The 22,546-nt window shown below is 64.8% G+C and carries 16 protein-coding genes; 3 read left to right on the forward strand and 13 right to left on the reverse strand.

Annotated features, from left to right (window positions below):
* Positions 1 to 30: 30 nt before the first annotated feature.
* The 11 genes from addA to NKI64_RS20805 all read right to left on the reverse strand — a co-directional run bounded on the left by addA (position 31) and on the right by NKI64_RS20805 (position 17,292).
* Positions 31 to 3,549: a double-strand break repair helicase AddA gene (gene addA / locus NKI64_RS20755; RefSeq protein ID WP_352669680.1), complete on the reverse strand. Its 3,519-nt coding sequence runs from the start codon at positions 3,547 to 3,549 to the stop codon at positions 31 to 33.
* Complete coding sequence (addB, locus tag NKI64_RS20760) at positions 3,546 to 6,683, reverse strand: double-strand break repair protein AddB (protein WP_352669682.1); 3,138 nt, start codon at positions 6,681 to 6,683, stop codon at positions 3,546 to 3,548. The genes addA and addB overlap by 4 nt, the downstream gene beginning before the upstream one ends.
* Entirely contained in the window at positions 6,680 to 7,384 is a 705-nt protein-coding gene (locus tag NKI64_RS20765) for a nucleotidyltransferase family protein (RefSeq protein WP_352669724.1), read from the reverse strand. Before NKI64_RS20765 ends, addB begins: the two co-directional genes overlap by 4 nt.
* A gap of 14 nt (positions 7,385 to 7,398) precedes the next feature.
* Positions 7,399 to 8,910 carry a tRNA (adenosine(37)-N6)-threonylcarbamoyltransferase complex ATPase subunit type 1 TsaE gene (tsaE, locus tag NKI64_RS20770; RefSeq protein ID WP_023681400.1) on the reverse strand — a complete coding sequence of 504 codons (1,512 nt, stop codon included), beginning with the start codon at positions 8,908 to 8,910 and terminating at the stop codon, positions 7,399 to 7,401.
* Positions 8,911 to 8,918: 8 nt separating this feature from the next.
* Positions 8,919 to 11,483 (reverse strand): sensor histidine kinase, encoded by a 2,565-nt coding sequence (locus tag NKI64_RS20775; protein WP_023672300.1) that lies wholly within the window; start codon positions 11,481 to 11,483, stop codon positions 8,919 to 8,921.
* Positions 11,484 to 11,791: 308 nt separating this feature from the next.
* Positions 11,792 to 13,192, reverse strand: a complete 1,401-nt coding sequence (ahcY, locus tag NKI64_RS20780; RefSeq protein WP_023681401.1) for an adenosylhomocysteinase — start codon at positions 13,190 to 13,192, stop codon at positions 11,792 to 11,794.
* A gap of 205 nt (positions 13,193 to 13,397) precedes the next feature.
* Positions 13,398 to 13,688, reverse strand: a complete 291-nt coding sequence (locus NKI64_RS20785) for an HPr family phosphocarrier protein (protein ID WP_023672303.1) — start codon at positions 13,686 to 13,688, stop codon at positions 13,398 to 13,400.
* Entirely contained in the window at positions 13,685 to 14,086 is a 402-nt protein-coding gene (locus NKI64_RS20790) for a PTS sugar transporter subunit IIA (RefSeq protein ID WP_023672304.1), read from the reverse strand. The genes NKI64_RS20785 and NKI64_RS20790 overlap by 4 nt, the downstream gene beginning before the upstream one ends.
* 164 nt (positions 14,087 to 14,250) lie before the next feature.
* Positions 14,251 to 14,712 carry an HPr kinase/phosphorylase gene (locus NKI64_RS20795; protein ID WP_352595151.1) on the reverse strand — a complete coding sequence of 154 codons (462 nt, stop codon included), beginning with the start codon at positions 14,710 to 14,712 and terminating at the stop codon, positions 14,251 to 14,253.
* A 12-nt stretch (positions 14,713 to 14,724) separates the two neighbouring features.
* On the reverse strand, positions 14,725 to 16,506 hold the full coding sequence (locus NKI64_RS20800; protein WP_023672307.1) for a sensor histidine kinase: 1,782 nt from the start codon (positions 16,504 to 16,506) through the stop codon (positions 14,725 to 14,727).
* 84 nt (positions 16,507 to 16,590) lie between these two features.
* Positions 16,591 to 17,292: a response regulator transcription factor gene (locus tag NKI64_RS20805; RefSeq protein ID WP_010912942.1), complete on the reverse strand. Its 702-nt coding sequence runs from the start codon at positions 17,290 to 17,292 to the stop codon at positions 16,591 to 16,593.
* A 347-nt stretch (positions 17,293 to 17,639) separates the two neighbouring features.
* Here NKI64_RS20805 and NKI64_RS20810 point away from each other — a divergent pair, with 347 nt between their 5' ends.
* The 3 genes from NKI64_RS20810 (at position 17,640) to NKI64_RS20820 (ending at position 20,562) form a co-directional block, all read left to right on the forward strand.
* On the forward strand, positions 17,640 to 19,250 hold the full coding sequence (locus NKI64_RS20810) for a phosphoenolpyruvate carboxykinase (RefSeq protein WP_352669687.1): 1,611 nt from the start codon (positions 17,640 to 17,642) through the stop codon (positions 19,248 to 19,250).
* Positions 19,251 to 19,336: 86 nt separating this feature from the next.
* Complete coding sequence (gene arfB / locus NKI64_RS20815) at positions 19,337 to 19,771, forward strand: alternative ribosome rescue aminoacyl-tRNA hydrolase ArfB (protein ID WP_023672309.1); 435 nt, start codon at positions 19,337 to 19,339, stop codon at positions 19,769 to 19,771.
* A 158-nt stretch (positions 19,772 to 19,929) separates the two neighbouring features.
* Positions 19,930 to 20,562: an alpha-ketoglutarate-dependent dioxygenase AlkB family protein gene (locus tag NKI64_RS20820; protein WP_352669690.1), complete on the forward strand. Its 633-nt coding sequence runs from the start codon at positions 19,930 to 19,932 to the stop codon at positions 20,560 to 20,562.
* Here the strand turns inward: NKI64_RS20820 and NKI64_RS20825 are convergent.
* Positions 20,525 to 22,099, reverse strand: a complete 1,575-nt coding sequence (locus NKI64_RS20825; protein WP_352669694.1) for a hypothetical protein — start codon at positions 22,097 to 22,099, stop codon at positions 20,525 to 20,527. The two genes, NKI64_RS20820 and NKI64_RS20825, sit on opposite strands and share 38 nt — an antisense overlap.
* Complete coding sequence (locus NKI64_RS20830) at positions 22,096 to 22,545, reverse strand: GtrA family protein (RefSeq protein ID WP_050588575.1); 450 nt, start codon at positions 22,543 to 22,545, stop codon at positions 22,096 to 22,098. Before NKI64_RS20830 ends, NKI64_RS20825 begins: the two co-directional genes overlap by 4 nt.
* Position 22,546: the final 1 nt, after the last annotated feature.

Below are 22,546 nucleotides of genomic sequence, written 5' to 3' on the forward strand. Positions count from 1 at the left end.
TCAGCAGCCCTTCTTCAAGCAGAACTTGTGTCACGCTCCCGTGAGTCGGGCAAGGGCGTCATCCATCGCTTGCACCGGCAGTTCGATAAGCCTCGGTGCCTCGGTGAACAGCAGTGCTGCCGTCACCGCGCGGCCGGGGTAAAGCGGCTGGAGCAGCGCGCGGTAGAGCGCCAGCTGCAGGATATAGGCCGGCGGCACCTGGGCCAGGCCTGCGGGCGCCGGCCGGTTGGTCTTGTAGTCGACGATCGATACGCGCCCGGGCGTCACCGCCAGCCGGTCGATCTTGCCGGAGATCGAGCGCAGCCTGCCCTTGACCTCAAGGCTGCCCATCACAGCAACTTCGGCGCGGGACGACGGCGAAAACAGCCCGGCAAAACGCGAATCTCTGAGGATCGCCATCACCGAAGCCAGCGCCTTGTTGCGCTCGGCCTCCGGCCAGTCGGCGCCGGCTCGAATGAGATACTGCGCCGCCGCGCCTTGCCGTTCGTCTTCGGCAAAACCGGGCAGCATCTGCAGCAGCTTGTGCAGCGCCAGCCCGCGCATCACCGCAAAGCCCGGCTCCGCCTCGCTGTCCAGCACCGGCGAGCGGGTATCGACAACAGCTTCCTTGGCCTCGTCGATCAGCGCCGACGCGCCGGAAGGCGACAGCGGGCGCGGCAGCTCCTCATAAGGCGGCAAGGGCCGGAACAAGCCCACCGGCAGCGGCGGCACCTGTTGCGGCAGCCGCGACTCGTCGGCTGCCGCTTGCGCCACCGGCGGAAGCTTGGTCATGACGAAACGGTGCACCGGCTCGCTGCTGGCGGGGTGGCGGCGCTCCGTGCTTTCCGGCGCGGCAAGCAGCGCGCGGCTGACAATCGAATGCCAGGTGCCGGTGCTGGGCTGACGCTTGCCGTGATAGCCGCAGACGATCAGCCGGTCCTCGGCGCGCGTCATGCCGACATAGAGCAGCCGCCGGTATTCGTCGTCGGCAAGCTCCCGCGCCCTGGCCGAGGCCGCCTTGGAGAAGCCGTTGGCGACATCGGCGGCCGAGCGCCAGAGATAGCCCTTGCCGTCGAAATTGCGGCCCGAAGCGTCGAACGGCATGAGCCGCGGCAGATGCTGGTCGCTGAACGGCGCCGAACCGCCATCGACCAGGAAGACAACAGGCGCTTCCAGGCCCTTGGCGGCATGCACGGTCATGACGCGGACCTCGTCGCGCGTCTGGTCCATCTCGCGCTTGATCTCCGGGCCGGTGTTTTCCAGCGTCGCCAGGAAAGCCTCCAGCCCCGGCAAGCCGGTGCGTTCTTCGGCCAGACAGAAACTCAGGAACTCGTCGAGAATATCGCCGGCTTCCGGTCCAAGCCGGGCGATCATCTTCTTGCGCAGGCCGTCGCGCGCCAGCACCCCGGCGTAGAATTCGAACACCGGCCGGAACGCCGCCTCGTTGGCCCAGCCGTCGAGCCGGGCAACGACATCGGTCAGCGCGGTATTGTCGCCAGCATGCTGGCGTAATGAGGCGATCAGCGATGTTCCGGCTGGCCGTCCGGCGCCAAGCGTAAAAAGCGTCTCCTCCGACACGTCGAAAACCGGGCTGCGCAGCACGGCGGCGAGCGACAGGTCATCCTGCGGCTGGATGAGGAAATGGCCGAGTGCGATCAGGTCCTTGACCGCGATGTGGCCGGGCAGGCTCAGCCGGTCGGCGCCGGCGACGGGAATATCGCGGTCCTTCAGCGCGCGCGACAGCGCATGGACGAAGCGGTCGCGCTTGCGCACCAGCACAAGAATGTCGCCGGCCCTCAGCCTGCGTCCCTTGCCCTCGATGATCTCGCGGTCCTTGAGCCAGGTCTGGATGGTCGCAGCCACGTGCTCGGCCACCCGCACAGCCGGCGCGCTGGCATGATTGACCGGCAACGTCCAGTCGTCGGGCTCCTCGACGGCGTCAGCGCCGAGCGACGGCCAGACCTCGACATAGCCAGGCGCGTCGTTGCGGATCGCCTTGTGGTCGAGCGGATCGGGGTCGTGGCTGATGCCGCGCCGCACGCCCGGATCGGCAAAGACGCGGTCGACTGCGGCAAGCACGTCGTCGGTCGAACGGAACGACCAGGTCAGTTTCAGGTCGGCAAACGAAGCATTGGCTGCGTTCACGCGTCCGGAAAACAAGAGCCGGCTGTCGGCAAAGGAATCCGGTGCGGCACCCTGGAAGGAATAGATCGACTGCTTTTCGTCGCCGACGGCAAACACCGTGCGATTGGCCGTGCCGCGCTGGCCGTGGCCGGCAAAGAACTCCTCCGCCAGCCGCTTCACCACCTCCCATTGGTCGGGGCTGGTGTCCTGCGCCTCGTCGAGCAGGATGTGGTCGATGCCCTGGTCGAGCTTGTACTGCACCCAGGGGCCGGCATCGGGCCGCGCCAGAAGGTTGACGGTGCGGGTGATGAGGTCGTTGAAATCGAGAAAGCCGCGGCTGCGCTTCAGGCGCTCGTACCGCACGATCAGCCAGTCGGCTATGGTCAACGCCGCGACCGTGCCTTCCAGCATCCGGAACAGCGCCAGCCGGTCGGAGACGTCTGTTATCGACTTGACGGCCGCCAGATAGCGCTCGGGAAGGTCGGGCAGCCGGCCGAGCAGCGCCTTCTTGAACAACTTTGAGGGATCATAGGGGTCGCCATCGGCCTTGAGAAAGGCTTTGCCGAGCATCTGCAGCCGGCGGGTCGGGTCCGTCTCGGCAAAGGCCAAGCGGGCATAGGGCAAGAGATTGTTGAGCACGGTGCGGGCGTCGGTGGCCTCGGCGGCACTGGCGAACACTGCAAAGAAGTCCGGCAGGAAACCCGGCAGCGGCCATACCGATGCCGCTATGTCTTCGGCGCTCTGCCCGGGGCGAAAATGGAATTCGTCGAACAGGGCCTGAAAGCCGCCGCCGTCGCGCCGGACCGCACCGATGAAGCCGCGTAAGCCGTCGCGCTTGCGCACGATTTCGGCGAGCAGCGCATCGAGTCCGTGTTCGCCGCCGCGCTCCAGCACGGTGGCAAAGGCCTCGGCCAGTCCGGTGTCTCCGGCTGACGTGCCCGAAATCATGTCCCGGCGGGCGCCAGCAAACAGCGAGGCCTCCATCTGCGGATCGAGCATTTCGAAATGCGCCGGGATGTTGGCCTCCAGCGGAAACTGGTGCAGCACCGATTCGCAGAAGGCGTGGATGGTCTGGATCTTCAGCCCGCCCGGCGTTTCCAGCGCTTCGGCAAACAGCCGGCGCGCCCGCCGCATCGTGTCGCGGTCGGGTCGGCGGCCGTCCACCGCCTCAATCTTTGTGGCAAGCTCGGCATCGCCGAGCGCCGTCCATTCCGACAGGGTCGAGAACACGCGGTTCGACATGTTGGCGGCGGCCGCCCGCGTATAGGTCAGGCACAGGATCTTCGACGGATCGGTGCCGTTGAGCAACAGCCGGATGACGCGCTGGGCCAGCACATGCGTCTTGCCGGATCCGGCATTGGCCGACACCCAGGCCGAGTTCTTCGGGTCGGAAGCGCGCGTCTGGCTGGCGGCGGTTTCGCCGGGAATGGGATAGGCTTTCTTCATGCCTCCCCCGCCTCGTCATCGCTGTCGCCGCCGGCCGACCATTCGAGCACGCGCGCCAGGTGGTCGTAGTCGCCATCGCTCTCGCCTTCGCGAAACGGCAGCGCCCGCGACAGATAGCCGGTCGCCGGATCGGCATAGTGAATGAGCAGTTTTTCCAGCCGCGCCCAGGCCTCTTCGGCGAGGTCTTCTGCGGTCCGGGGCTGGCGGTTGTAGTCGAGGATGGATTCCTCGAACACTTCGCCATTCGGCTTCAGCCGCACGAATGCAAGCTGCGAGGGTTCGCGCGCGCCAAGCCCCTTGAAGGCGCCGCGCCGGAGCAGCGCCCCTTCGAGCGCCAGCTGTGGCGCCAGCAGCGTGTGCGCCTGCGCCTTGGACGGCGAGGAGCCGGTCTTGTAATCGAGAATGTCGGCCATGCCACCGGCCAAAAGGTCGACGCGGTCGGCATAGCCGGACAGCGTCACACCGGTACGGCCGACAGCCGTCTTTTCGGCGCGCTCCTCGGCATGCCGCCGGGCGACGGCAGGGGCGCGGCCGCGCTCCCATTCGATGATGTTGGCGGCGAGCTTTTCGAAGCGCGGCCACCACACCGCCTCGACATCGGCGGGTAGGGCAATGTCGGCGAAGCAGGTCCGGCCGGCAGCGATGAGGCGTTCCAGAGCTTCGGGCGCGCGGGGATCCGCCACCTCTGTCGAGAACAGATGCAGGATGTCATGAAACAGCGTGCCGCGCTCGGCCGCACCGGGATCGCGGATCACCGGCTCGAGCGGCAGAAGGCTCAGAATACGCTTGGCATAGACCGCATAGGGGTCGCGGCGCAGCGTCTCGATCTCGGTCACCGAGAAGTGGGTGGGCCGCATGCTCAGCGGCGGTTTCGGCTGCGGTCGCGGCGCGAAATGCTGCCGCTCGCCGGCATCGAGCGCGCGCGCCCAGGCAAGCAATTCGTCGCCGCGCCCGCGCAATGCGGCCGCCGGATCCTTGCCGATGAAGGTGAGGATGCGCTGCAGCCAGCGCGACGGCACCGCCGGTGCGTCGCCGGCTCGGGCGGAGCGCGTCAGCACCACCTTTTTCGCCCCCATCGCCATCTGGAAGTCGTGGGCGGCAAGGCCGATACGGCGCTCCGGCGGCTCGAGATCGATGCCGGTCTTCATCAACCGCGACATGAAGCGATCGCTTTCCGGCTTGCGTGGCCACACGCCCTCGTTCAGCCCGCCAATGACCAGCGTGTCGACATTCTGCAGCCGCGCTTCCAGCGCCCCCCAAATGGCGATGTTGCGGTCGGTGCCTTGCCCGGGCTTGACCGTTTCCGGTGCTACCAGCGCGTCCATCACATCAGGCCATTCGTCGGCCGGGAAGTCGAACGAGGCCGAGGCCGCGACCACACCGCGCAGCAGCTCGGCGAGTTTCTCGCCGGCGTCGCCGGCATAAAATTCAGCCAGGCTGCGCTCCGCCGTGCGGCCGAGATTTTCCAGCGCGGCGACGCTCGCTCTGGTCAACGCGACAAGATCGGCATTCTCTTCACCGCGAAAGGCGGTCAGCGGCGCCAGTGCCGTCACAAGCCGGCTCAGCATATCGCGGGCATCGTCGATGCCGCGCACGCTCAGGCGCGAAAACCAGAAGGGCTGGCGCTTGTCCCCGCTCAGCCCGGCGAGACGCTCCTCGAACAGTGCTGGCAAGGCGGCGATGTCGGGGCGTCCGGTGCCGCCGCGCAGCGCCACGAGTTCGATGAGCTCGGCGGCATGGCGCACGCCGGTGCGCTCAAGTCCGAGCCCGAGCAGCGGATGCTTGAGCAGCGACAAAAGGCCGACGGGATCGCCGGGCCGGAATACCGCTTGAAGTGTGAGCCGCAGCAGGCTGGCGGCAGGCGTGTTGGCGAGCGGCGTGCCGCCGGAATCGTCAGCGATCACACCGAAGCGCAACAGCTCGGCCGAGACGCGCCGCGCCAGCCCGCGGTCGCCGGTAACGAGCGCTGCCCTGTGCCCCGGCTGTTCCACGGCGGTTTTCAGCGCGATGGCGATCGCCGCCGCCTCGTCGCGTTCGCTGGCGGCTTCGACCAGCGTCACATCGGCGAAGGCCTCGGCGATATCCAGGGCGTTGAAGCGTATGCGGGTCTCGGCCCATAGTTCCGTGGTCTCGGCCGGCCGCAGCGCCTCGCCGACAAGGGCCGCGCGGAGCGCCAGTGCGGGCTCGGCGGAGACCACTTCCTCGACATCGCCACGCAGCACGCCAATCTTGCCGATCAGCTTGGCCATGCCGTATTGCGGGTGGCCAAGCAGTGCCGGCCGCGCACCGGGCGCCCCAATCGCGGCAAAAGACGGTTCGTCCAGCATCCCATCGAGCCCGGGCAGCACCACGGCGCCGTTGGGCAGGCTGGCGACCGTGGCAAGCAGTTCGGCCGTGGCGGGAATAGAGCCCGTCGAGCCGGCGGCGATCACCGGGCCTTTGGGCGGGTTGCGTTCCAGCCGCTTCGCCTCGCGCCGGATCAGCGCATTGCGGTGCGCGGCCGGGTTGGAGCGGTCGCGCTCCTCCAGCAATTTCGGCCAGGCCTCGGTGACGATACGGAGGAAATCGAGCGTCACAAGCCACCATCCGGCAAGATTGCCGGTGACCAGATCGGCAAGCCTGGTCCAGTCCGTGCCTTCGGTTTCGATCTCGTCCATCAGCCGGGCGAGGTCACGCGCCAGCCAGATCGCATCGGCGGCGGAGGCCGGCACGACGATCTCTTCGTTGAACATATCAAGGACATGCGCCGGCAAGGTGCGCTTCCAGGCCCGCACCAGCGGCGCCAGTAGCAGCAGGCGTTCGATGGCTGCGATCGGCAGCGCCATTTCAAGCTCGGTCGGCGTGCCGGCGTCGAAGGCGGCTTCGTCCTCGTCGAACTCTCCGAGCGGGCGGATGACCGGCAGGATCGCCGAACGGCGGCTCCCCCCCGGTCCCGAAAGCGCGTCGACAAAAGCGCCGCGCAGCGCACGGGCCGCGCGCCGTGTCGGCACATAGATGGTGACATCAGCCAGCGCCAGCGGATCGCCGTCGAACCGGAAGCCGGGCACCAGCCGTCCGGCCAGCAAGGCCTCGGCCAGAGTCGGCAGGAATGGCGCTCCGGGCGGGATCGAAAGAACGCGGCGCGCGCCGCTCATACCACCTTCGCGAGAGCTTCGGCGACCGCCGCTTCCGCCTGCGGAATGGCGTCGGGAGTGCCGACGGTGATCCAGCTTCCGCGCATCTGCATGCCGAACAGACGGCCAGAGGCGATTGCCTTGTCGAAATAGGTGTTGAGCGAATGCGCCCCGGCCGGCGCATCCATGAAGATGGCGGGATTGACGATTGCCGCTCCGGCATAGATCAACCCGGCCGGATCGCCTTTCGAGCGCCGCAGGCCGCCATCCGGCGCCATCAGGAAATCCGTGCCGACACCGTGTCCGGTGGCCGAGTCGAGATCGGTAAGCATCAGCAGAATATCCGTTTTCGCGTCGTCCCATGCAAGGGCAAGGCGCTCGAGGCTGGGCTGGCCGCTGTCGATCCAGAACGTATCGGCGTTGATGATGTAGAAGGGTTCGGAACCCAGCAGCGGCAATGCCTTGACGATGCCACCCGCCGAATTCAGCAGCGCGTCGCGCTCGTCGGAAATGACGATCTTTGGCGCCCGCCTGTGGGCGATATGGGCGACGATCTGGTCCGGCAGATAGTGCACGTTGACGATGGCTTTCTCGACGCCGGCCGCTTCGAGACTGTCCAGCCCCCAGTCGAGCAAGGTCCTGCCGGCGATCCGCACCAGCGGCTTCGGCATGGTGTCGGTGATCGGCCGCATGCGCTTGCCAAGACCCGCCGCCAGCACCATCGCTGTGGTCAAGGTCACGGGAGCCGTTCCTCCAGCAGGCCATGTGCCATGTAAAACTCCTTCAGCTGAGCCAGCGCCGGGTGCGCCAGCGCCCGCCTGAGATAATCGCGGATGCGCGGCAGGTGTCGGAGATAATAGGGCTTGCCGTCGCGCTTTTCGAGCCGCACGAAAATGCCGAGGATCTTCGAATTGCGCTGCGCCGCCATGATCGCATAGGCCGCGCGGAAGGCGTCCTCATCGAAGCCGCCGGCGGCGTGGCGCGCAGCGACATAGGCGTCCACGGTCCGCTGCTCGATATCGGGCGAAACGGTGACGCGGGCATCCATGGCCAGCGACGCAACGTCATAGGCCGCCGGACCCATCAGCGCGTCCTGGACGTCGACGATGCCGAGGCGGTCGTGGCCTTTGCGGTCACCGCGCCAGATGATGTTGGGCGAATGGAAGTCGCGCAGCATCAGCGTGTATTCCTGTGTGTCCAGCCGATCGAGAACCGCGTTCCATTCCCTGTGATAGCCGGCGCGTAAAGCCTCGCTTGCCGGGCTGCCGGTCACCATCGGCACATACCAATCGACCAAGAGATCGGCTTCGATCAGCATGGCGTCGCGATCGAAGGGCGGCACCTCGTGGAAGACGCCTGGGACGGCTTCCATGCGCTGCAGCCAGGTCTTGCCATGCATCATGGCCAGCAATTCGGCTGCTGCCGTGTAGCGCTCGGCCGCCGGCTCACCATTGCCGTCGAGAAAACCTTCCGAGCCCAGATGCTCCAGCAGCAGAAACCCTTGCTCGAGATCCTCGGCATGGATTTTTGGGACACTGACACCTTGCGCCAGCAGCGCCTTGTCGATGGCGACGAAGGCGGTGACCGACTGCGCGGTGTGGGCGATCACGGCATAGGGCTTGCCGTCGCGCACCGGCGGCCCCAGCACCAGCCGCGGCGAATTCATCAGCACGCGCGGCGCAAGGCCGGCGCGCGAGACGATCTCATAGGAGCGCGCCGAGGCGTCGCCGACGAAATGGCGCCGCGCGGCGTCGCCCCAACCGGCCGTTTTGAGGAAATCGCGCATCGCCAGCGATCGGGCCACGCGTTCGAAGGCAACGCCTTGGCCCGATAGTTTCGCCAGGCGGCCTTCGCCCTGATGGACGAGTTCGATCCAGATCGACGTCCTGGGCAGAGCGGCCTCCGCCCGTTCCGGCCACTCGACAAGGGCAGCGCCCTGCAGCAGCGCCTCGTCGAAACCCAGCTCGTCCATCTCGCCGGCCGAGGACAGGCGATAGAGATCGAAATGGTGCACGGGGATGCGCGTGTCGTAGCTTTGCACCAAGGTGAAGGTAGGGCTCGGCACATCGAGGCCGGCATCGTCGGCCAGCGCCCTGATCAGGGCCCGCGCCAGCGTCGACTTGCCGGCGCCGAGATCGCCCTTGAGCGCCAGCACGTCGCCCGGCCGCAGCGCCATGGCCAGGTCCTCGCCGAGCCTTGCGGTCGCAGCCTCGTCGGCGAGAAAACGCTCCAGCACAACAACGGTCATCGAGCGCGCTACTCGGCCGCGGCGCGGATGCCCGACGGTGCATCGGGGAAGGTGCAGATGACGGTGGTGCCCTTGTCCTTGCCGGTCTCGATGCGCACGCTGCCGCCGTGCAGCTCGACAAAGCTCTTGACGATCGACAGGCCTAAGCCCGCACCGCGCCGGCGCCCGCCATTGGTGCGCGGCTCGAAGCGGCGGAACACCGAATCGAGCAGGTCCGGCGGCATGCCGGGGCCGTTGTCATGGACGGAGAATTCCACACCTTGCTCCAAATGCCGGCAGGCAAGCGTGATAGTGCTCGCCTCCGGCGCGTAATTGGCGGCGTTGCTGAGCAGATTGTAGAGGATCTGGCGAACCCGGGTCTCGTCGCCGTGAAAACTCTTCGGCGCCGCAGCGGCGTCGATCCGGAGCTTGATCGAATGCTCTTGCAGCCGGTCGGCGACCAGTTCGGCCGCGGCCTCGATGGTGCGCTCGACGCTTACTTCCGAAATGTCGAGCTGCATGATGCCGGCGTCGACGGTGGCGAGGTCGAGTATGTCGTTGACGATGGTGAGCAGCACCGAGGATGACGAGCCGACATGCTCGACATATTCGCGCTGCTTTGGGCTGAGCGGCCCGGTCGCCGGCAGCGACAGAAGCTCGGTGAAGCCGATGATGTTGGTCAGCGGCGAGCGCAGCTCGTAGGAGACATGCTGCACGAACTCGTTCTTCAGCTGGTCGGATTTCTGCAGCGCTTCGTTCTTGTCCTTCAGCGCGCGCTCGACATTGACGCTGTCGGTGACGTCCACAAAGGTCATCATCACCTGGCCGTTGGGCAGCGGGATGACGGCGTAGCTGAGCACTGTGCCGTTCTTCAGTTCGGTCTGGCCATGGCGGTCGCGGCGCTCGTCGTCGAAACCGGTGATGGCGGCGACGAACCCGCCCCACGGGCTGTCGACGGCGCGCTGGTCGCTGAGATCGCGGATCGCCGAGACATGGACGTTGGGCTTGATCACATCCTGGCTCAGTCCCCACAGCGCGACAAAGGCCGGGTTCGACAGGCGCAGCCGCCCATCGGGACCGAACACGGCGACGCCTTCGGCCAGATTGTCGAGCGTTTCGCCCTGGACCCGCACCGCCGTCTGGTAGCGGCTTTCGAGGTCCATCTTCTCGGTCAGGTTCTCGAACACCCAGGTCACGCCGCCCTTCGGCTGCGGGTTGGCCACCACGCGGATGGTCTTGCCGTCGGGCAGATGCCACCAATGCTCTTGCGATTCCACCGCGCGGTAGGCGCCAAGCAGGCCTTCTTTCCAGCGCCGCCATTCCGGCTGCTCGGCGATCTTGCCTTCGCTGCGCAGCCGGTCGAGCAGCAGCGCATTGTCGGGCGCGCTGTGCAGGAAGCCCGGGTCCAGCCCCCACAGTTTCTGGAACGCCTGGTTGAAGAAGCGCAACTTCTCGTTGGCATCGAAGATCGCCACCGCCGTGTTGAGCTGGTCGAGCGTGTCGGCATGGCTGCGCACCGTGCGCTCATATTCGCCGCGAATGGTTTCGGTGGCGCTGGTGTCGCAGGCAAGACCGGCCGAGCCGTCGGCACCGGCGAAGTCGGTGACGGCGAACACCCGGCGGTCGCCCTCGATCACCGTCGACAGCGTCTGTTCGAAGATCGGGCGCGATTTGTGCTGCGCGGCGATCTGTTCGCGCGCTTGGGCGCCGAGGAATTCCTTGGCTTCGCGCACCGCGGTCTCGGCGTTCGGTGCCTCGACCGCTCCGGCATAGGCACGGTTGACCCATTTCAGCCGCCCGTCGGTGGCGCGCAGCCAGGCCGGCATCGGCAAGGCGTCGAGCAGGCCGATCATCGTCTCGTAGTCGGCGGCCAGCCGCTGGTTCTCGATCTTCAGCCTGGCCTGGCTTCGCTGCGTCTCCGACAGCGAGACGAAGCGCACCAGCACATGCGCGGCGCTCTTGCGGCCATGCACTTCAAGCGGCGCCCCGGCCTGCGATTCGATCACGAGATCAAAGGGTTTCGCTTTCTCGCGCAGACCAGCGACGGCATTTTCGAGCGCCGCCGCCGAGCGCGGCATCAGCCAGCGGCCGAAGGCGAGGAAGGCTGCACGGTCGTCCGGCGCACCGCTTTCCAGCGGCAGCGTGCCGATCAGCTCCGGCTTCTTGTTCTCCGACGCCCAGACGATGACGCGCTGGTCACGCAGATTGAGCAGCGCCTCGGAGCGCTGCAGCGCCGCATTGATGTCGGCAATGCGGGCTCTGAGTTCGACATTCTGCGCCGAGGTGCGGGCTCTTTCGCGGATCAGGAAGATGGCCGAGACCAGTGCCGCGCCCATGACGCCGACGAACATGGCGAGCTGGATGACTTCGACCGCGCTGACCGACAGTCCGGCCTTCTGCGCAATGGCCGGCTCGGCATGGGCGGCAAACGAGGTGAGCGGGCCGGCAAGAGCTGAGGTGGCAAGAAAGCCGGCGGTGCGGGCGCCAACGCGCCTCTTCAGGCCACCGCCTGTCGTGACGGAGCCATTGCTATCGGAATCGTCATGGCCGCCGGAAACGGCCGATCCCGCGCGAGGCGGGTTTTCCCCCGGCATGCCTTGGTCCTCTTCGCCGCCTGAATGCAAGACCGCCTAGATCAGGATCACGTTTGATGGAAACGCCCTTCTGACCTAACTCTTTTCTAAAGGGCATGATCTTTTCCGAAAACCGCTTCCCACTTTTCGCTGACGCGGTCCTTCGGTTCGAATCATGCTCTCGATGCGTACGCCGGCCTCGTCCCCGGCCCACGAATCAGCACAATAGCGCGTGCTGGAATCGGCGTGAAGAATCATCCGCGCAAAAAAGAAGCCGGGCGAAAAGTCAATCGCCCGGCTTCAATATCTAGTGGTAAACGCCGCTTTGGCTAATAGCGGTAGTGTTCCGGCTTGAACGGACCCTGCGGGGTCACGCCGATATAGGCGGCCTGTTCGCCGGAAAGTTCGGTCAAGCGGGCTCCAAGCTTGTCGAGATGCAGACGCGCCACCTTCTCGTCGAGGTGCTTGGGCAGCACATAGACCTGGTTCTGGTACTGGCCGGGCTTGGTGTAGAGCTCGATCTGCGCCAGCACCTGATTGGTGAACGAAGCCGACATCACGAAGCTCGGATGACCGGTCGCGTTGCCGAGGTTGAGCAGGCGCCCCTCGGACAGCAGGATCATCCGCTTGCCGTCCGGGAAGGTTATCATGTCGACCTGCGGCTTGACGTTGGTCCATTGCAGGTTGCGCAGCGACGCGACCTGGATCTCATTGTCGAAGTGGCCAATATTGCCGACGATCACCATGTCCTTCATCGAGCGCATGTGGTCGAGGGTGACCACATCCTTGTTGCCGGTGGTGGTGATGACGATGTCGGCGGTCGGTGCGGCATCTTCCAGCGTGACGACTTCAAAGCCGTCCATCGCCGCCTGCAGCGCGCAGATCGGATCGACTTCGGTGACCTTGACGCGGGCGCCGGCGCCCTTGAGCGAAGCCGACGAGCCCTTGCCGACGTCGCCATAGCCGCAGACGACCGCAACCTTGCCGGCCATCATGGTGTCGGTGCCGCGGCGGATGCCGTCGACCAGCGATTCCTTGCAGCCATATTTGTTGTCGAACTTCGACTTGGTGACCGAGTCGTTGACGTTGATCGCCGGGAAGGGCAGCAGGCCCTTCTTCTGCAGCTGGTAGAGTCGGTTGACACCCGTGGTCGTCTCTTCGGTGACGCCGCGGATGGCTTCCTTCTGCTTGGTGAAGAACCCGGGCGAAGCCTTCAGCCGCTTCTTGACCTGGGCGTAGAAGTATTCCTCTTCCTCGCTCTGCGGGTTGGACAGCACGTCCTCGCCGGCTTCGGCGCGGGCGCCGATCAGTATGTACATGGTGGCGTCGCCGCCATCGTCGAGGATCATGTTGGAGAGGCCCCCATCGGCCCACTGGAAGATCCTGTCGGTGTAGTCCCAATACTCCTCGAGCGACTCGCCCTTGACGGCGAACACCGGGATGCCGGCCTCGGCGATGGCTGCGGCCGCATGGTCCTGGGTCGAGAAGATGTTGCACGAGGCCCAACGGATATCGGCGCCAAGCGCCTTCAGCGTCTCGATCAGCACCGCGGTCTGGATGGTCATGTGCAGCGATCCGGTGATGCGCGCACCTTTCAACGGCTTCTTGTCGCCGAATTCCTCGCGGCAGGCCATCAGGCCCGGCATTTCGGTTTCGGCGATATCGAGTTCCTTGCGGCCCCAGCCGGCAAGCGAGATGTCGGCGACCACATAGTCCTTGCTACCTGTCATGGCAGTGCTCCGGTGTGATTTGTCTTCAGAATGCGCCTGCGCCACACGGCGCGTCGAAGGGCGCGGAATGCCGGCCTGACTAGCAGATCGCCGCCAAGACGACAATGGGATATAAAGAAATCTTTATGCGCGTATGTGTTTACGGGGATGCATGCCGCCCAAAAGTATCCCGCGGTTTGGGGCAACGGCGTTCAAAGCAAAAACTTCAGCACTCTTCGCCGAAGCGCGAGGCGACCAGCTGCTCCAGCGCGTCCATCGCCGCTGCGGCTTCAGCGCCGCTGGCGGTGACGCGGATCGAATAACCGGGGCTCGCCGCCAGCATCATCAGCCCCATGATCGAGGTGCCGCCGACCTTGAGACCATCCTTCTCGACATGGACGGTGGCGTCGAAGCCGCTGGCGACCTGGACGAACTTCGCCGAGGCGCGCGCATGCAGGCCGCGCTGGTTGACGATCGGGAACTCGCGCACGATCTCACCGGGCGACAGCGCGTTCATTTGCTGCTCAGCAGCTGACTTGCGACGTTGATGTATTTGCGCCCCGCGGCCTGCGCCTCGTCGAGCGCGGTCGCCATGTTGTCGCCCTTGCGGATCGATGACAGCTTGATCAGCATCGGCAGGTTCATGCCGGCGATGACCTCGGTGCGACCGGATTCCATCACCGAAATGGCGAGGTTGGAAGGCGTGCCGCCGAACATATCGGTCAGAACGATGACCCCGGTCCCGGTGTCGACGCGGCCGACGGCGTCGACGATATCGCGCCGACGCTGCTCCATATCGTCATCGGCGCCGATTGCCACGGTTTCGAAATTGTCTTGTGGCCCCACGACATGTTCCACGGCATGGCGGAACTCGGCGGCCAGTTGACCGTGCGTTACAAGCACGAGTCCGATCATTCTATGGTGGCTCCCGTCATCGCCGCTTCACAGGCGCTTTTTATGCTCGCCGGCCATCCCAGGCGGCGGGAGCGCTATCTTGTCGACGCGCGGCGCGTTGACAAGCCCAAAATTGCGTCAGCCATGGCCAATTTGACGCATTGCAGCAAAAAACCGGCGGCGGATCATACGAAAGGCGCAATCGCCAGCCGCGCCATTACCGCCGGCAAAGCCGCAGTGACGTTGCGCTGAACGAGGTCGATGCGCGGCACCACACAGCCGGCAATGGTCGCGGTCGACTCTTCCTGGAAACGCGCGATCGCGTCTGCGGAAACCATCCGGATTGCCAGGTCGATGACCCCCACAGGTTGGAACAAAAGCGGCTTCGGACCAAGCCCGGGCACCTCTGCGAGGCCGGCAATGCTGGCGGGCGCATGGCAGACCAGCCGCCCGAAACGCGCCGCGACAAACAGCTGGTCGTCGCCGATCAGCCGCGCAAACAGCCCGAGCCGGCTGAAATGGTCGATGAGCGCCAGCGCCAGCGTTGTCTTGCCCGAGCCGGACGGCCCGGTGATCAGGACGCCCCGCTCGCCAATCAGGACTGCGGTGGCATGGATGTTCTCGGGTTCCGCGGTGGGATCGGGCATGCGCAGCCGCGATCAGCCTTCGGCCGGCAGCGTAACGACGAAGCGCGCGCCCTTGATGTCGCCGGGCTTGGTGCCGGGGATGTTCTCGGCGGTCAGCGTGCCGCCATGGGCTTCGACGATCTGCCTGGATATCGACAGGCCAAGCCCCGAATTCTGGCCGAACGCCTCGCCCGCCGGGCGGTCGGTGTAGAAGCGCTCGAAGATGCGGTCGATGGCGTCGGCGCGGATTCCGGGGCCGTTGTCGTCGACGGTGACGATGTTGACCTTGCCCGAGCGTGCCAGGGAAATGGCGATATGGCCGTGGTCCTCCGGCACGAAGGAGCGGGCATTCTCGATCAGATTGGTGATGACCTGGCCGATCCTCAGATCATGGCCGGTGACGAAATAGCCTTTGACGCCTTGCGGCAGCTTGGCGGCCTTGAATTCGATCTCGACAGCCTTTTTGTTGCGCGTCGCTTCGCGCGACACGGCGACGAGATCGGTAATGAATTTCTTCAAATCGACCGTGGCGGCATCCTCACGCGCCAGTTCGGCGTCGAGGCGCGAGGCATCGGAAATGTCGGTGATCAGCCGGTCGAGACGCCGGACATCGTGCTGGATGATCTCCATCAGCCTGCCGCGTGAATTGTCGTTCTTGGCCAGCGGCAAGGTCTCCACCGCGCTGCGCAGCGAGGTCAGCGGGTTCTTCAGCTCGTGCGAGACATCGGCGGCGAAGCTTTCGATCGCCTCGATGCGGGCATAGAGCGCGTTGGTCATGTCGCGCACCGCGACCGACAAATTGCCGATCTCGTCCTGGCGGTCGGAAAAGTCGGGGATCTCCTCGCGGCTCTTGACGCCGCGCCGCACCCGCACTGCCGCCGCCGATAGCCGGCGCAGCGGATTGGCGATGGTGGATGCGAGCAGCATCGACAGGATGGCGGTGACCAGGGCGGCGATGCCGAACACGCGCAAAATAGCCTTGCGCTCGGCGGCGACGATCTTGTCGATGTCGCCGCCTTCCGTCGACAGCATCAGCACGCCGAGAACGGCGCGGAAGCGCTGGATCGGCACCGCCACGGAAACGATCTGCTCGCCCTGTTCGCTCACCCGCACGATCGTCGATGGACTGCCGGTCAGCGCCTTGACCACTTCCGGGAAGGCCGCACCGTTGCCGCCGGGCTGCTCGTGGTAGACGGGCAGGTCCTTGTTGCGGAAGAAGTCGAAGACGAATTTCTGCACGCGCTCCAGCATATCCGGCTGCTCGTCCTCGACCGGCGGCAGGTCGTAGCGCAGGATCTGGCCGCGCGAATAGAGATGGCGCGAATCGAGCAGCAGATTGGCGTCGCGGTCATAGATGCGGGCCCGGGTGCGCGTCGGCGAAATCAGCCGCCGCAGCACCGGCGCGACGCGCTCGGGATTGATCGGGAAATCCAGATTGTCGAGCTGGTCTGAGCCCGGCCCCAGGCTTTCACCGGCCTGCAGTTCGAGCAGTTTTTCCGGATCGATGCTGATCGAATCGGTCTCGACCGTTGCCGACGCGGCAATGGCGCCGGCGATGATCTCGCCCTGCGTCATCAGGCTTTCGACGCGGGCGTCGATCAGCCCGTCGCGGAAGGTGTTGAGATAGAGGATGCCGGTGACCAGCACGGCGAGGCCGGCCAGGTTGAGGAACAGGATGCGCCGGGTCAGGCTGGAAAAGATGTGGTGGCCGAGGAAGCGGCGCATCGGCACCGTCAACCTCGACAGGAATGCGGGCAGAATCCGCGACCGCCTGACAGCGCTCGTTCGTCTGCTCCGCTGTACATCCACTGCCATCGAATAGCAGCTCCCGCCTAGTCTTTGGTTTTATGCATGTCGTCGTCCCATAAACGCGACCACTTTTGGGCGACATGCATCAACTCAAGCTTCGCGGAACCGGTATCCGACTCCGTAAAGGGTTTCGATCATTTCGAAGTCGTCATCGACGGCCTTGAACTTCTTGCGCAGCCGCTTGATGTGGCTATCGATGGTGCGGTCGTCGACATAGACCTGCTCATCATAGGCCGAATCCATCAGCGCATCACGGCTTTTTACCACGCCGGGGCGCTGCGCCAGCGAGTGCAGGATGAGAAATTCGGTGACCGTCAGCGTCACCGGCTCGCCCTTCCAGGTGCAGGTATGGCGTTCCTGGTCCATGACGAGCTGGCCGCGTTCCAGCGAACGGGCCTGCTGGCTGGGCGCCTTTGCCGCAGCTTCGCGGGCGCTGGCGCGGCGCAGCACGGCGCGCACCCGCTCGACCAGCAGGCGCTGCGAGAACGGTTTGCGGATGAAATCGTCGGCGCCCATCTTGAGGCCGAAAAGCTCATCGATCTCATCGTCCTTCGAGGTCAGGAAGATCACCGGCAGGTCGGACTTCTGCCGCATCCGGCGCAACAGCTCCATGCCGTCCATGCGCGGCATCTTGATGTCGAGGATGGCGAGATTCGGCGGCCGCGCCGCCAGGCCTTCCAGCGCCGACGCACCATCCGTGTAGGTCTCGACGCGATACCCCTCGGACTCGAGGGCGATCGACACCGATGTCAGAATGTTGCGGTCGTCATCGACAAGCGCGATTGTTGCCATTTCAAGCGGCTCCCTCATGAGCTGTCCCTTCTTCGATAAGAGAAAGGGCTTTTGCAGGACAAATTAGGTACAAAATGTGGCACAGGCTCCGTCCGCTGTCACGGAAGGCTTGCCGGTGACCCATCCCGCACCTCTATGCAGATTGGAAGCCTGACCCTGGCCAATCCTTTGGGTAACCACTGTAATTTTTTGCATATATAAACGATTTAAACAACTTTCAATTTTTTTAAATCGATTAATGATTTGATATCATTTGGGTTTTCTGGTTCTGACCATCTTAGCCCACTTCGCGGGCCTGCCGGAAATACGACGGCAAAGTGCGGCGATTCCAGAAGAAGGTACCCTTGATGTCGGAAGTCGGCAAACGCAATTCCGCCTGCGCGATCGATCGCATCGGACTGAAAACTACCGGAACGGTGCGTTATAATTTCGGTGCCGCGGCGCTGTACGAGGACGCGATCCGCCGTGGCGAGGCAAGGCTGACCGCGCATGGCGCGCTGCTTGCCGAGACCGGCCAGCACACCGGCCGCTCGCCCAGGGACAAGTTTGTCGTCCGCGACAGTGCCACCGAGCCGCATATCTGGTGGGATAACAACAAGGCGATTTCGCCGGCTCAGTTCGAAACATTGCTTGCCGATTTCCTTGCCCATGCGGCCGACAGGGACCTTTATGTCCAGGACCTGATCGGCGGCGCCGATGCCGAGCTGAAGCTGCCGACGCGGATCATCACCGAATTCGCCTGGCACTCGCTGTTCATCCGCAATCTTTTGATCCGCCCGCAGGCCGCCGAGCTCGAGGATTTCGTGCCGGAGATGACGATCATCGACCTGCCGTCCTTCCGCGCCGATCCGGCCCGTCACGGCAGCCGCACCGATACGGTGATTGCGGTCGATCTCGCCCGCAAGATCGTGCTGATCGGCGGCACTTCCTATGCCGGCGAGATGAAGAAGTCGGTGTTCACCATGCTCAACTATTTGCTGCCGGAAAAGGGCGTCATGCCGATGCACTGCTCGGCCAATGAGGGCCCGGGCGGCGACGCAGCGATCTTCTTCGGGCTTTCCGGGACGGGCAAGACGACGCTGTCGGCCGATCCGTCACGTACGCTCATCGGCGACGACGAGCACGGCTGGGGACCGCACGGCATCTTCAACTTCGAAGGCGGCTGCTACGCCAAGACGATCCGGCTGTCGGCCGAGGCCGAGCCGGAGATTTTCGCCACCACGCAGCGTTTCGGCACGGTGCTGGAAAATGTCGTGCTCGACGCCGACCGCGTGCCGGACTTCAACGACGGCCGGCTCACCGAAAACACGCGCTGCGCCTATCCGCTGGATTTCATCCCCAATGCCTCGAAGAGCGGACGGGCCAGCCACCCGAAAAACATCATCATGCTGACCGCCGATGCCTTCGGCATCATGCCGCCGATCGCACGGCTGACCCCGGCGCAGGCGATGTATCACTTCCTCTCCGGCTACACCGCCAAGGTGGCCGGCACCGAGAAAGGCGTTACCGAGCCGGAAGCGACGTTCTCGACCTGCTTCGGCGCCCCGTTCATGCCGCGCCACCCCAAGGAATACGGCAATCTGCTGCGCGAGCTGATCGCCCGCCACGGCGCCGATTGCTGGCTGGTCAACACCGGCTGGACCGGCGGCGCCTACGGCACCGGCAAGCGTATGCCGATCAAGGCGACGCGCGCCTTGCTGGCCGCAGCGCTTGACGGTTCGTTGAAGGCGTCCGGTTTCCGCACCGACGCCAATTTCGGCTTCGAGGTGCCGGTTGCTGTGCCTGGCGTCGACGGCGCCATTCTCGACCCGCGTTCGACCTGGGCCGACAAGGCAGCCTATGACCGGCAGGCAGCGCGATTGGTCGGCATGTTCGCCGTCAACTTCGAGAAATTCGAGAGCCATGTCGATGCCGTCGTGCTCGGCGCAGCACCCCGCCTGCAGGAAGCTGCGGAATAGTCGAGACATCTTCACCGAAGCATCCTTGAAAGGCGCGGTCTCGATCGGGCCTTTTCTTTTTTGGTCCGCCGCGCCATGACTGCGGTATGCCTATCGACGACATCATCATATCAGACGAGGCCGTAATCCACCCGGGCGACCTGCACGAGGATTTCATCCGCTCGTCGGGTCCCGGCGGCCAGAACGTCAACAAGGTGGCGACCGCGGTCCAGTTGCGCTTCGACGCCGCCAATGCGGCTGGCCTGTCCGAACGCGTGCGCGCGCGCACGATCAAGCTCGCCGGCCAGCGCGCCACCAAGGACGGCGTCATCGTCATCGAGGCCGGCCGCTTCCGCACCCAGGAGCAGAACCGGGCCGATGCCCGGGCAAGGCTGACGGCGCTGGTCGCCAAGGCCGCGGAACCGCCGCCGCCGCCGCGCAAGAAGACCAGGCCGTCGAAAGGCTCGGTGGAGCGGCGGCTGCAAAGCAAGGCAGGGCGCGGCACGATCAAAAAGCTGCGCGGCCGGGTAGAGAACGACTAAGGACCGCGCCGACTGCGTGCATAAAGCGGCCTCCCCTTCGGAACCGCAGACGCAAGGTTTCACCATTGCCACAGCAAGGGAGACCGACAACGGTGGCTTTCGGGTCGCCGTTTCTGATTGGCGGTGGCATGGTTTCAGTATCAACCGGAGGCGAAGTCATGCTCGTTCTGCCCAAAGGCGTCCGCCATATGCCCGGCTATCTGTCCCGCGCGGCGCAGGAAGCGCTGGTGGAAGAGGTGAGGACAATTGTACAGCGGGCGCCGCTGTACGTGCCGGCGATGCCGCGGACCGGCAAGGAGATGAGCGTGCGCATGACCAATTGCGGCTCGCTCGGCTGGGTCACTGACAAGGAGCTGGGCTATCGCTACCAGCCAACGCACCCACTCACCGGAGAGCCATGGCCGCCGATCCCGGACGCGCTGCTGCAATTGTGGCGGGAGGTCGCCGCCTATCCGAATCCGCCGGAGGCCTGCCTGGTCAATTTCTATACGCAGGACGCCAAAATGGGTCTGCACCAGGATCGCGACGAAGCCGATTTCTCGGCCCCAGTGGTCTCGGTGTCACTTGGCGACGATTGCCTGTTCCGGGTCGGCCAAGTGACGGGCAGGGGGGCCACACGCGACGGCGGCACCAAATCGTTCCGCCTGAAAAGCGGCGACGTCGTCGTGCTCGGCGGCGAAGGCCGGCTCTGCTTACACGGCGTCGACCGCATCTATCCGTCGACCTCGGCGCTGCTGAAGAATGGCGGCCGCATCAATCTGACGCTGCGGCGGGTGACGGAGCCCGGCTAAAGTCGTCGCGAACAAGGACCCTCAACGTATCGTCCTCCGCGATCTGGCGATAGTGTTGCATGAAGCGGACGAAATCCTGCCGGCCGGAAAGCTCGGTCAGCCACAAGATGTCCTCCTTCTGCACAATGACCAGCGATGGCTGGTTGGTTTCGAGTTGGGCAAGCTTGTCATCGATGTAGCGATCGGTGATCCGCTTGTAGTGTTCGGCCCCCGCCTCGTTGCCGCTTTGCGCCTCGACCTTCGCGAAATAGGTAGCAAATCCCCCGAGCCAATCGCTGCAGTACGTCGAGATCCAGCTCCCGCCGACCATTCGCGTCAGCGGATGGCCCGCCGCAATGTCCGAACCTATGAGCGCGACCTTCGGATGGTCTACCGCGGCATTTATCGTCGCGACGAAATCGGCGCTGGGCTTCTGGCTGGGCCAGAAGGGGACAGCATTGGCCAAAATGGTGGCGGCAAGCAAAAGCATCCGCGCCAGCCCCATGCCCGATAGCGATTGCCTCGCTGGGTCAATCTGGATGGCTCTGAGCAGCAACGCCGCCGCTATCAGGCTGATCGCCGGGAATGCATGATAAGGCCAGCCCTTGGCCTGGTAGACGAGAGGCACGGTGGCGGCCAATGACGCCAGGACGAACACCACGATCATCGGCGACAGGGAGAGGCCTGGCCGAAGCGAGCGTAACATGTAGAGAGCGACGAGATAGGCTGGTGCATACTTGACCAACAGCGCTTGCACCACCCGCAGCCGCATATAGGTGTCGGTCAGCACCGGATAGATGGTGTTGAGGAACTCTGGATAAAAGTACAGCACGGCGACGAGATAGGCGACGCAGACCAAGCCGATTACCCAGTATTCGATGCGGAAGAGCGACCAGATCGACCGGCGCTGAAAGGCCACGTACAGCGCCGGAACCAGCACCATCAGCGCATAATAGGGTTTCACCAGCACCAGGACGCTGCCACAAAGGCCGGCCAATGCCGCTATCGACAAGCTCGGCGTGCGCCCTTCCGTCGGCGCGGCGCGCCAAGCCATCAACACCAGCAACGGCAGAAACAGGGCGATGCCCAGATGTTCCCGCTCGCTGAAAGCGTTGCCCGGAAGAATGATCAGCAGTGCCAGAAACAGCGGCAGCATCGAGAACAGCACATGGTTCTCGGCAAAGCCGGCCAATCTAGCGATCCGTGCGGCAATGCCGAGACCCAGCAGGCAGATCGTATAGGCATAGAGATGAATGACGACTTCCGGCGAAATGCCGAGAGCGTGCGCCAAGGCCACGGCCGGCATGAACATCCACGGCGTGAACGGCGGATTGACCTCGAAGAGATCCACATAGAGCCGTGAGCCGGCAAGCACCTTCTCGGACATGGTGATTGCCCAACTGGTGTCGGGTATGACGCCCCAGCGCATCTGCCAGGGCACGGCCGCCACCAGCACGAGCAGGCAGATGACCCTGGTCGGTGGCAGCGTTCGCGAGCTGCCCTGGGCCGAAGTCAGGGCGGATCTCTCGATGAGCGAAGTGCGGATCTCCGTACTCATCGGGCCGCCACGAAGACGAATTTGCGCAGGATAATGAAGTTCAGGACCGGAACCAGGATGGAAGCGATTGCCACTGGCACCAATGGCGGCAGTCCAGCTACGTCGGTAAGGATCATGGCCAGCCCGACCGAGAGCAGAAACCCGATCGCCGTGGCGCAGGCGAAGCGGACGATCTCGAAGCCAATCGAGCCGTCCGACATGAACGTCACGAAGCGATGCCCGCAATAGGAGAACACCGCGCCGGCGCCATAGCCAGCGACCGAGGCGATTGTCGCAGGCCTGCCAAAGCCATGCAGAGCCGAAAGGGCCAAGGTCAGCACGGCGTAGATCAGGGTTGATACGCCGCCGATTGTAGCAAACCGCAGGATTCGCGCCGGCTCCGAACGGCCCATGGCCCATGACCAGAACCGGTAGCCGGGCAAAGGATCGTTGACCGCCTGGCGCACA

Source organism: Mesorhizobium sp. M0478, from assembly GCF_040321305.1.
Taxonomy (GTDB): domain Bacteria; phylum Pseudomonadota; class Alphaproteobacteria; order Rhizobiales; family Rhizobiaceae; genus Mesorhizobium.

Excerpts from the sequence above, each read along its gene's own strand:
- addA (WP_352669680.1), bottom strand. The coding sequence starts at position 3,549 with ATGAAGAAAGCCTATCCCATTCCCGGCGAAACCGCCGCCAGCCAGACG.
- addB (WP_352669682.1), bottom strand. The coding sequence starts at position 6,683 with ATGAGCGGCGCGCGCCGCGTTCTTTCGATCCCGCCCGGAGCGCCATTC.
- NKI64_RS20765 (WP_352669724.1), bottom strand. The coding sequence starts at position 7,384 with ATGGTGCTGGCGGCGGGTCTTGGCAAGCGCATGCGGCCGATCACCGAC.
- tsaE (WP_023681400.1), bottom strand. The coding sequence starts at position 8,910 with ATGACCGTTGTTGTGCTGGAGCGTTTTCTCGCCGACGAGGCTGCGACC.
- NKI64_RS20775 (WP_023672300.1), bottom strand. The coding sequence starts at position 11,483 with ATGCCGGGGGAAAACCCGCCTCGCGCGGGATCGGCCGTTTCCGGCGGC.
- ahcY (WP_023681401.1), bottom strand. The coding sequence starts at position 13,192 with ATGACAGGTAGCAAGGACTATGTGGTCGCCGACATCTCGCTTGCCGGC.
- NKI64_RS20785 (WP_023672303.1), bottom strand. The coding sequence starts at position 13,688 with ATGAACGCGCTGTCGCCCGGTGAGATCGTGCGCGAGTTCCCGATCGTC.
- NKI64_RS20790 (WP_023672304.1), bottom strand. The coding sequence starts at position 14,086 with ATGATCGGACTCGTGCTTGTAACGCACGGTCAACTGGCCGCCGAGTTC.
- NKI64_RS20795 (WP_352595151.1), bottom strand. The coding sequence starts at position 14,712 with ATGCCCGATCCCACCGCGGAACCCGAGAACATCCATGCCACCGCAGTC.
- NKI64_RS20800 (WP_023672307.1), bottom strand. The coding sequence starts at position 16,506 with ATGGCAGTGGATGTACAGCGGAGCAGACGAACGAGCGCTGTCAGGCGG.
- NKI64_RS20805 (WP_010912942.1), bottom strand. The coding sequence starts at position 17,292 with ATGGCAACAATCGCGCTTGTCGATGACGACCGCAACATTCTGACATCG.
- NKI64_RS20810 (WP_352669687.1), top strand. The coding sequence starts at position 17,640 with ATGTCGGAAGTCGGCAAACGCAATTCCGCCTGCGCGATCGATCGCATC.
- arfB (WP_023672309.1), top strand. The coding sequence starts at position 19,337 with ATGCCTATCGACGACATCATCATATCAGACGAGGCCGTAATCCACCCG.
- NKI64_RS20820 (WP_352669690.1), top strand. The coding sequence starts at position 19,930 with ATGCTCGTTCTGCCCAAAGGCGTCCGCCATATGCCCGGCTATCTGTCC.
- NKI64_RS20825 (WP_352669694.1), bottom strand. The coding sequence starts at position 22,099 with ATGAGTACGGAGATCCGCACTTCGCTCATCGAGAGATCCGCCCTGACT.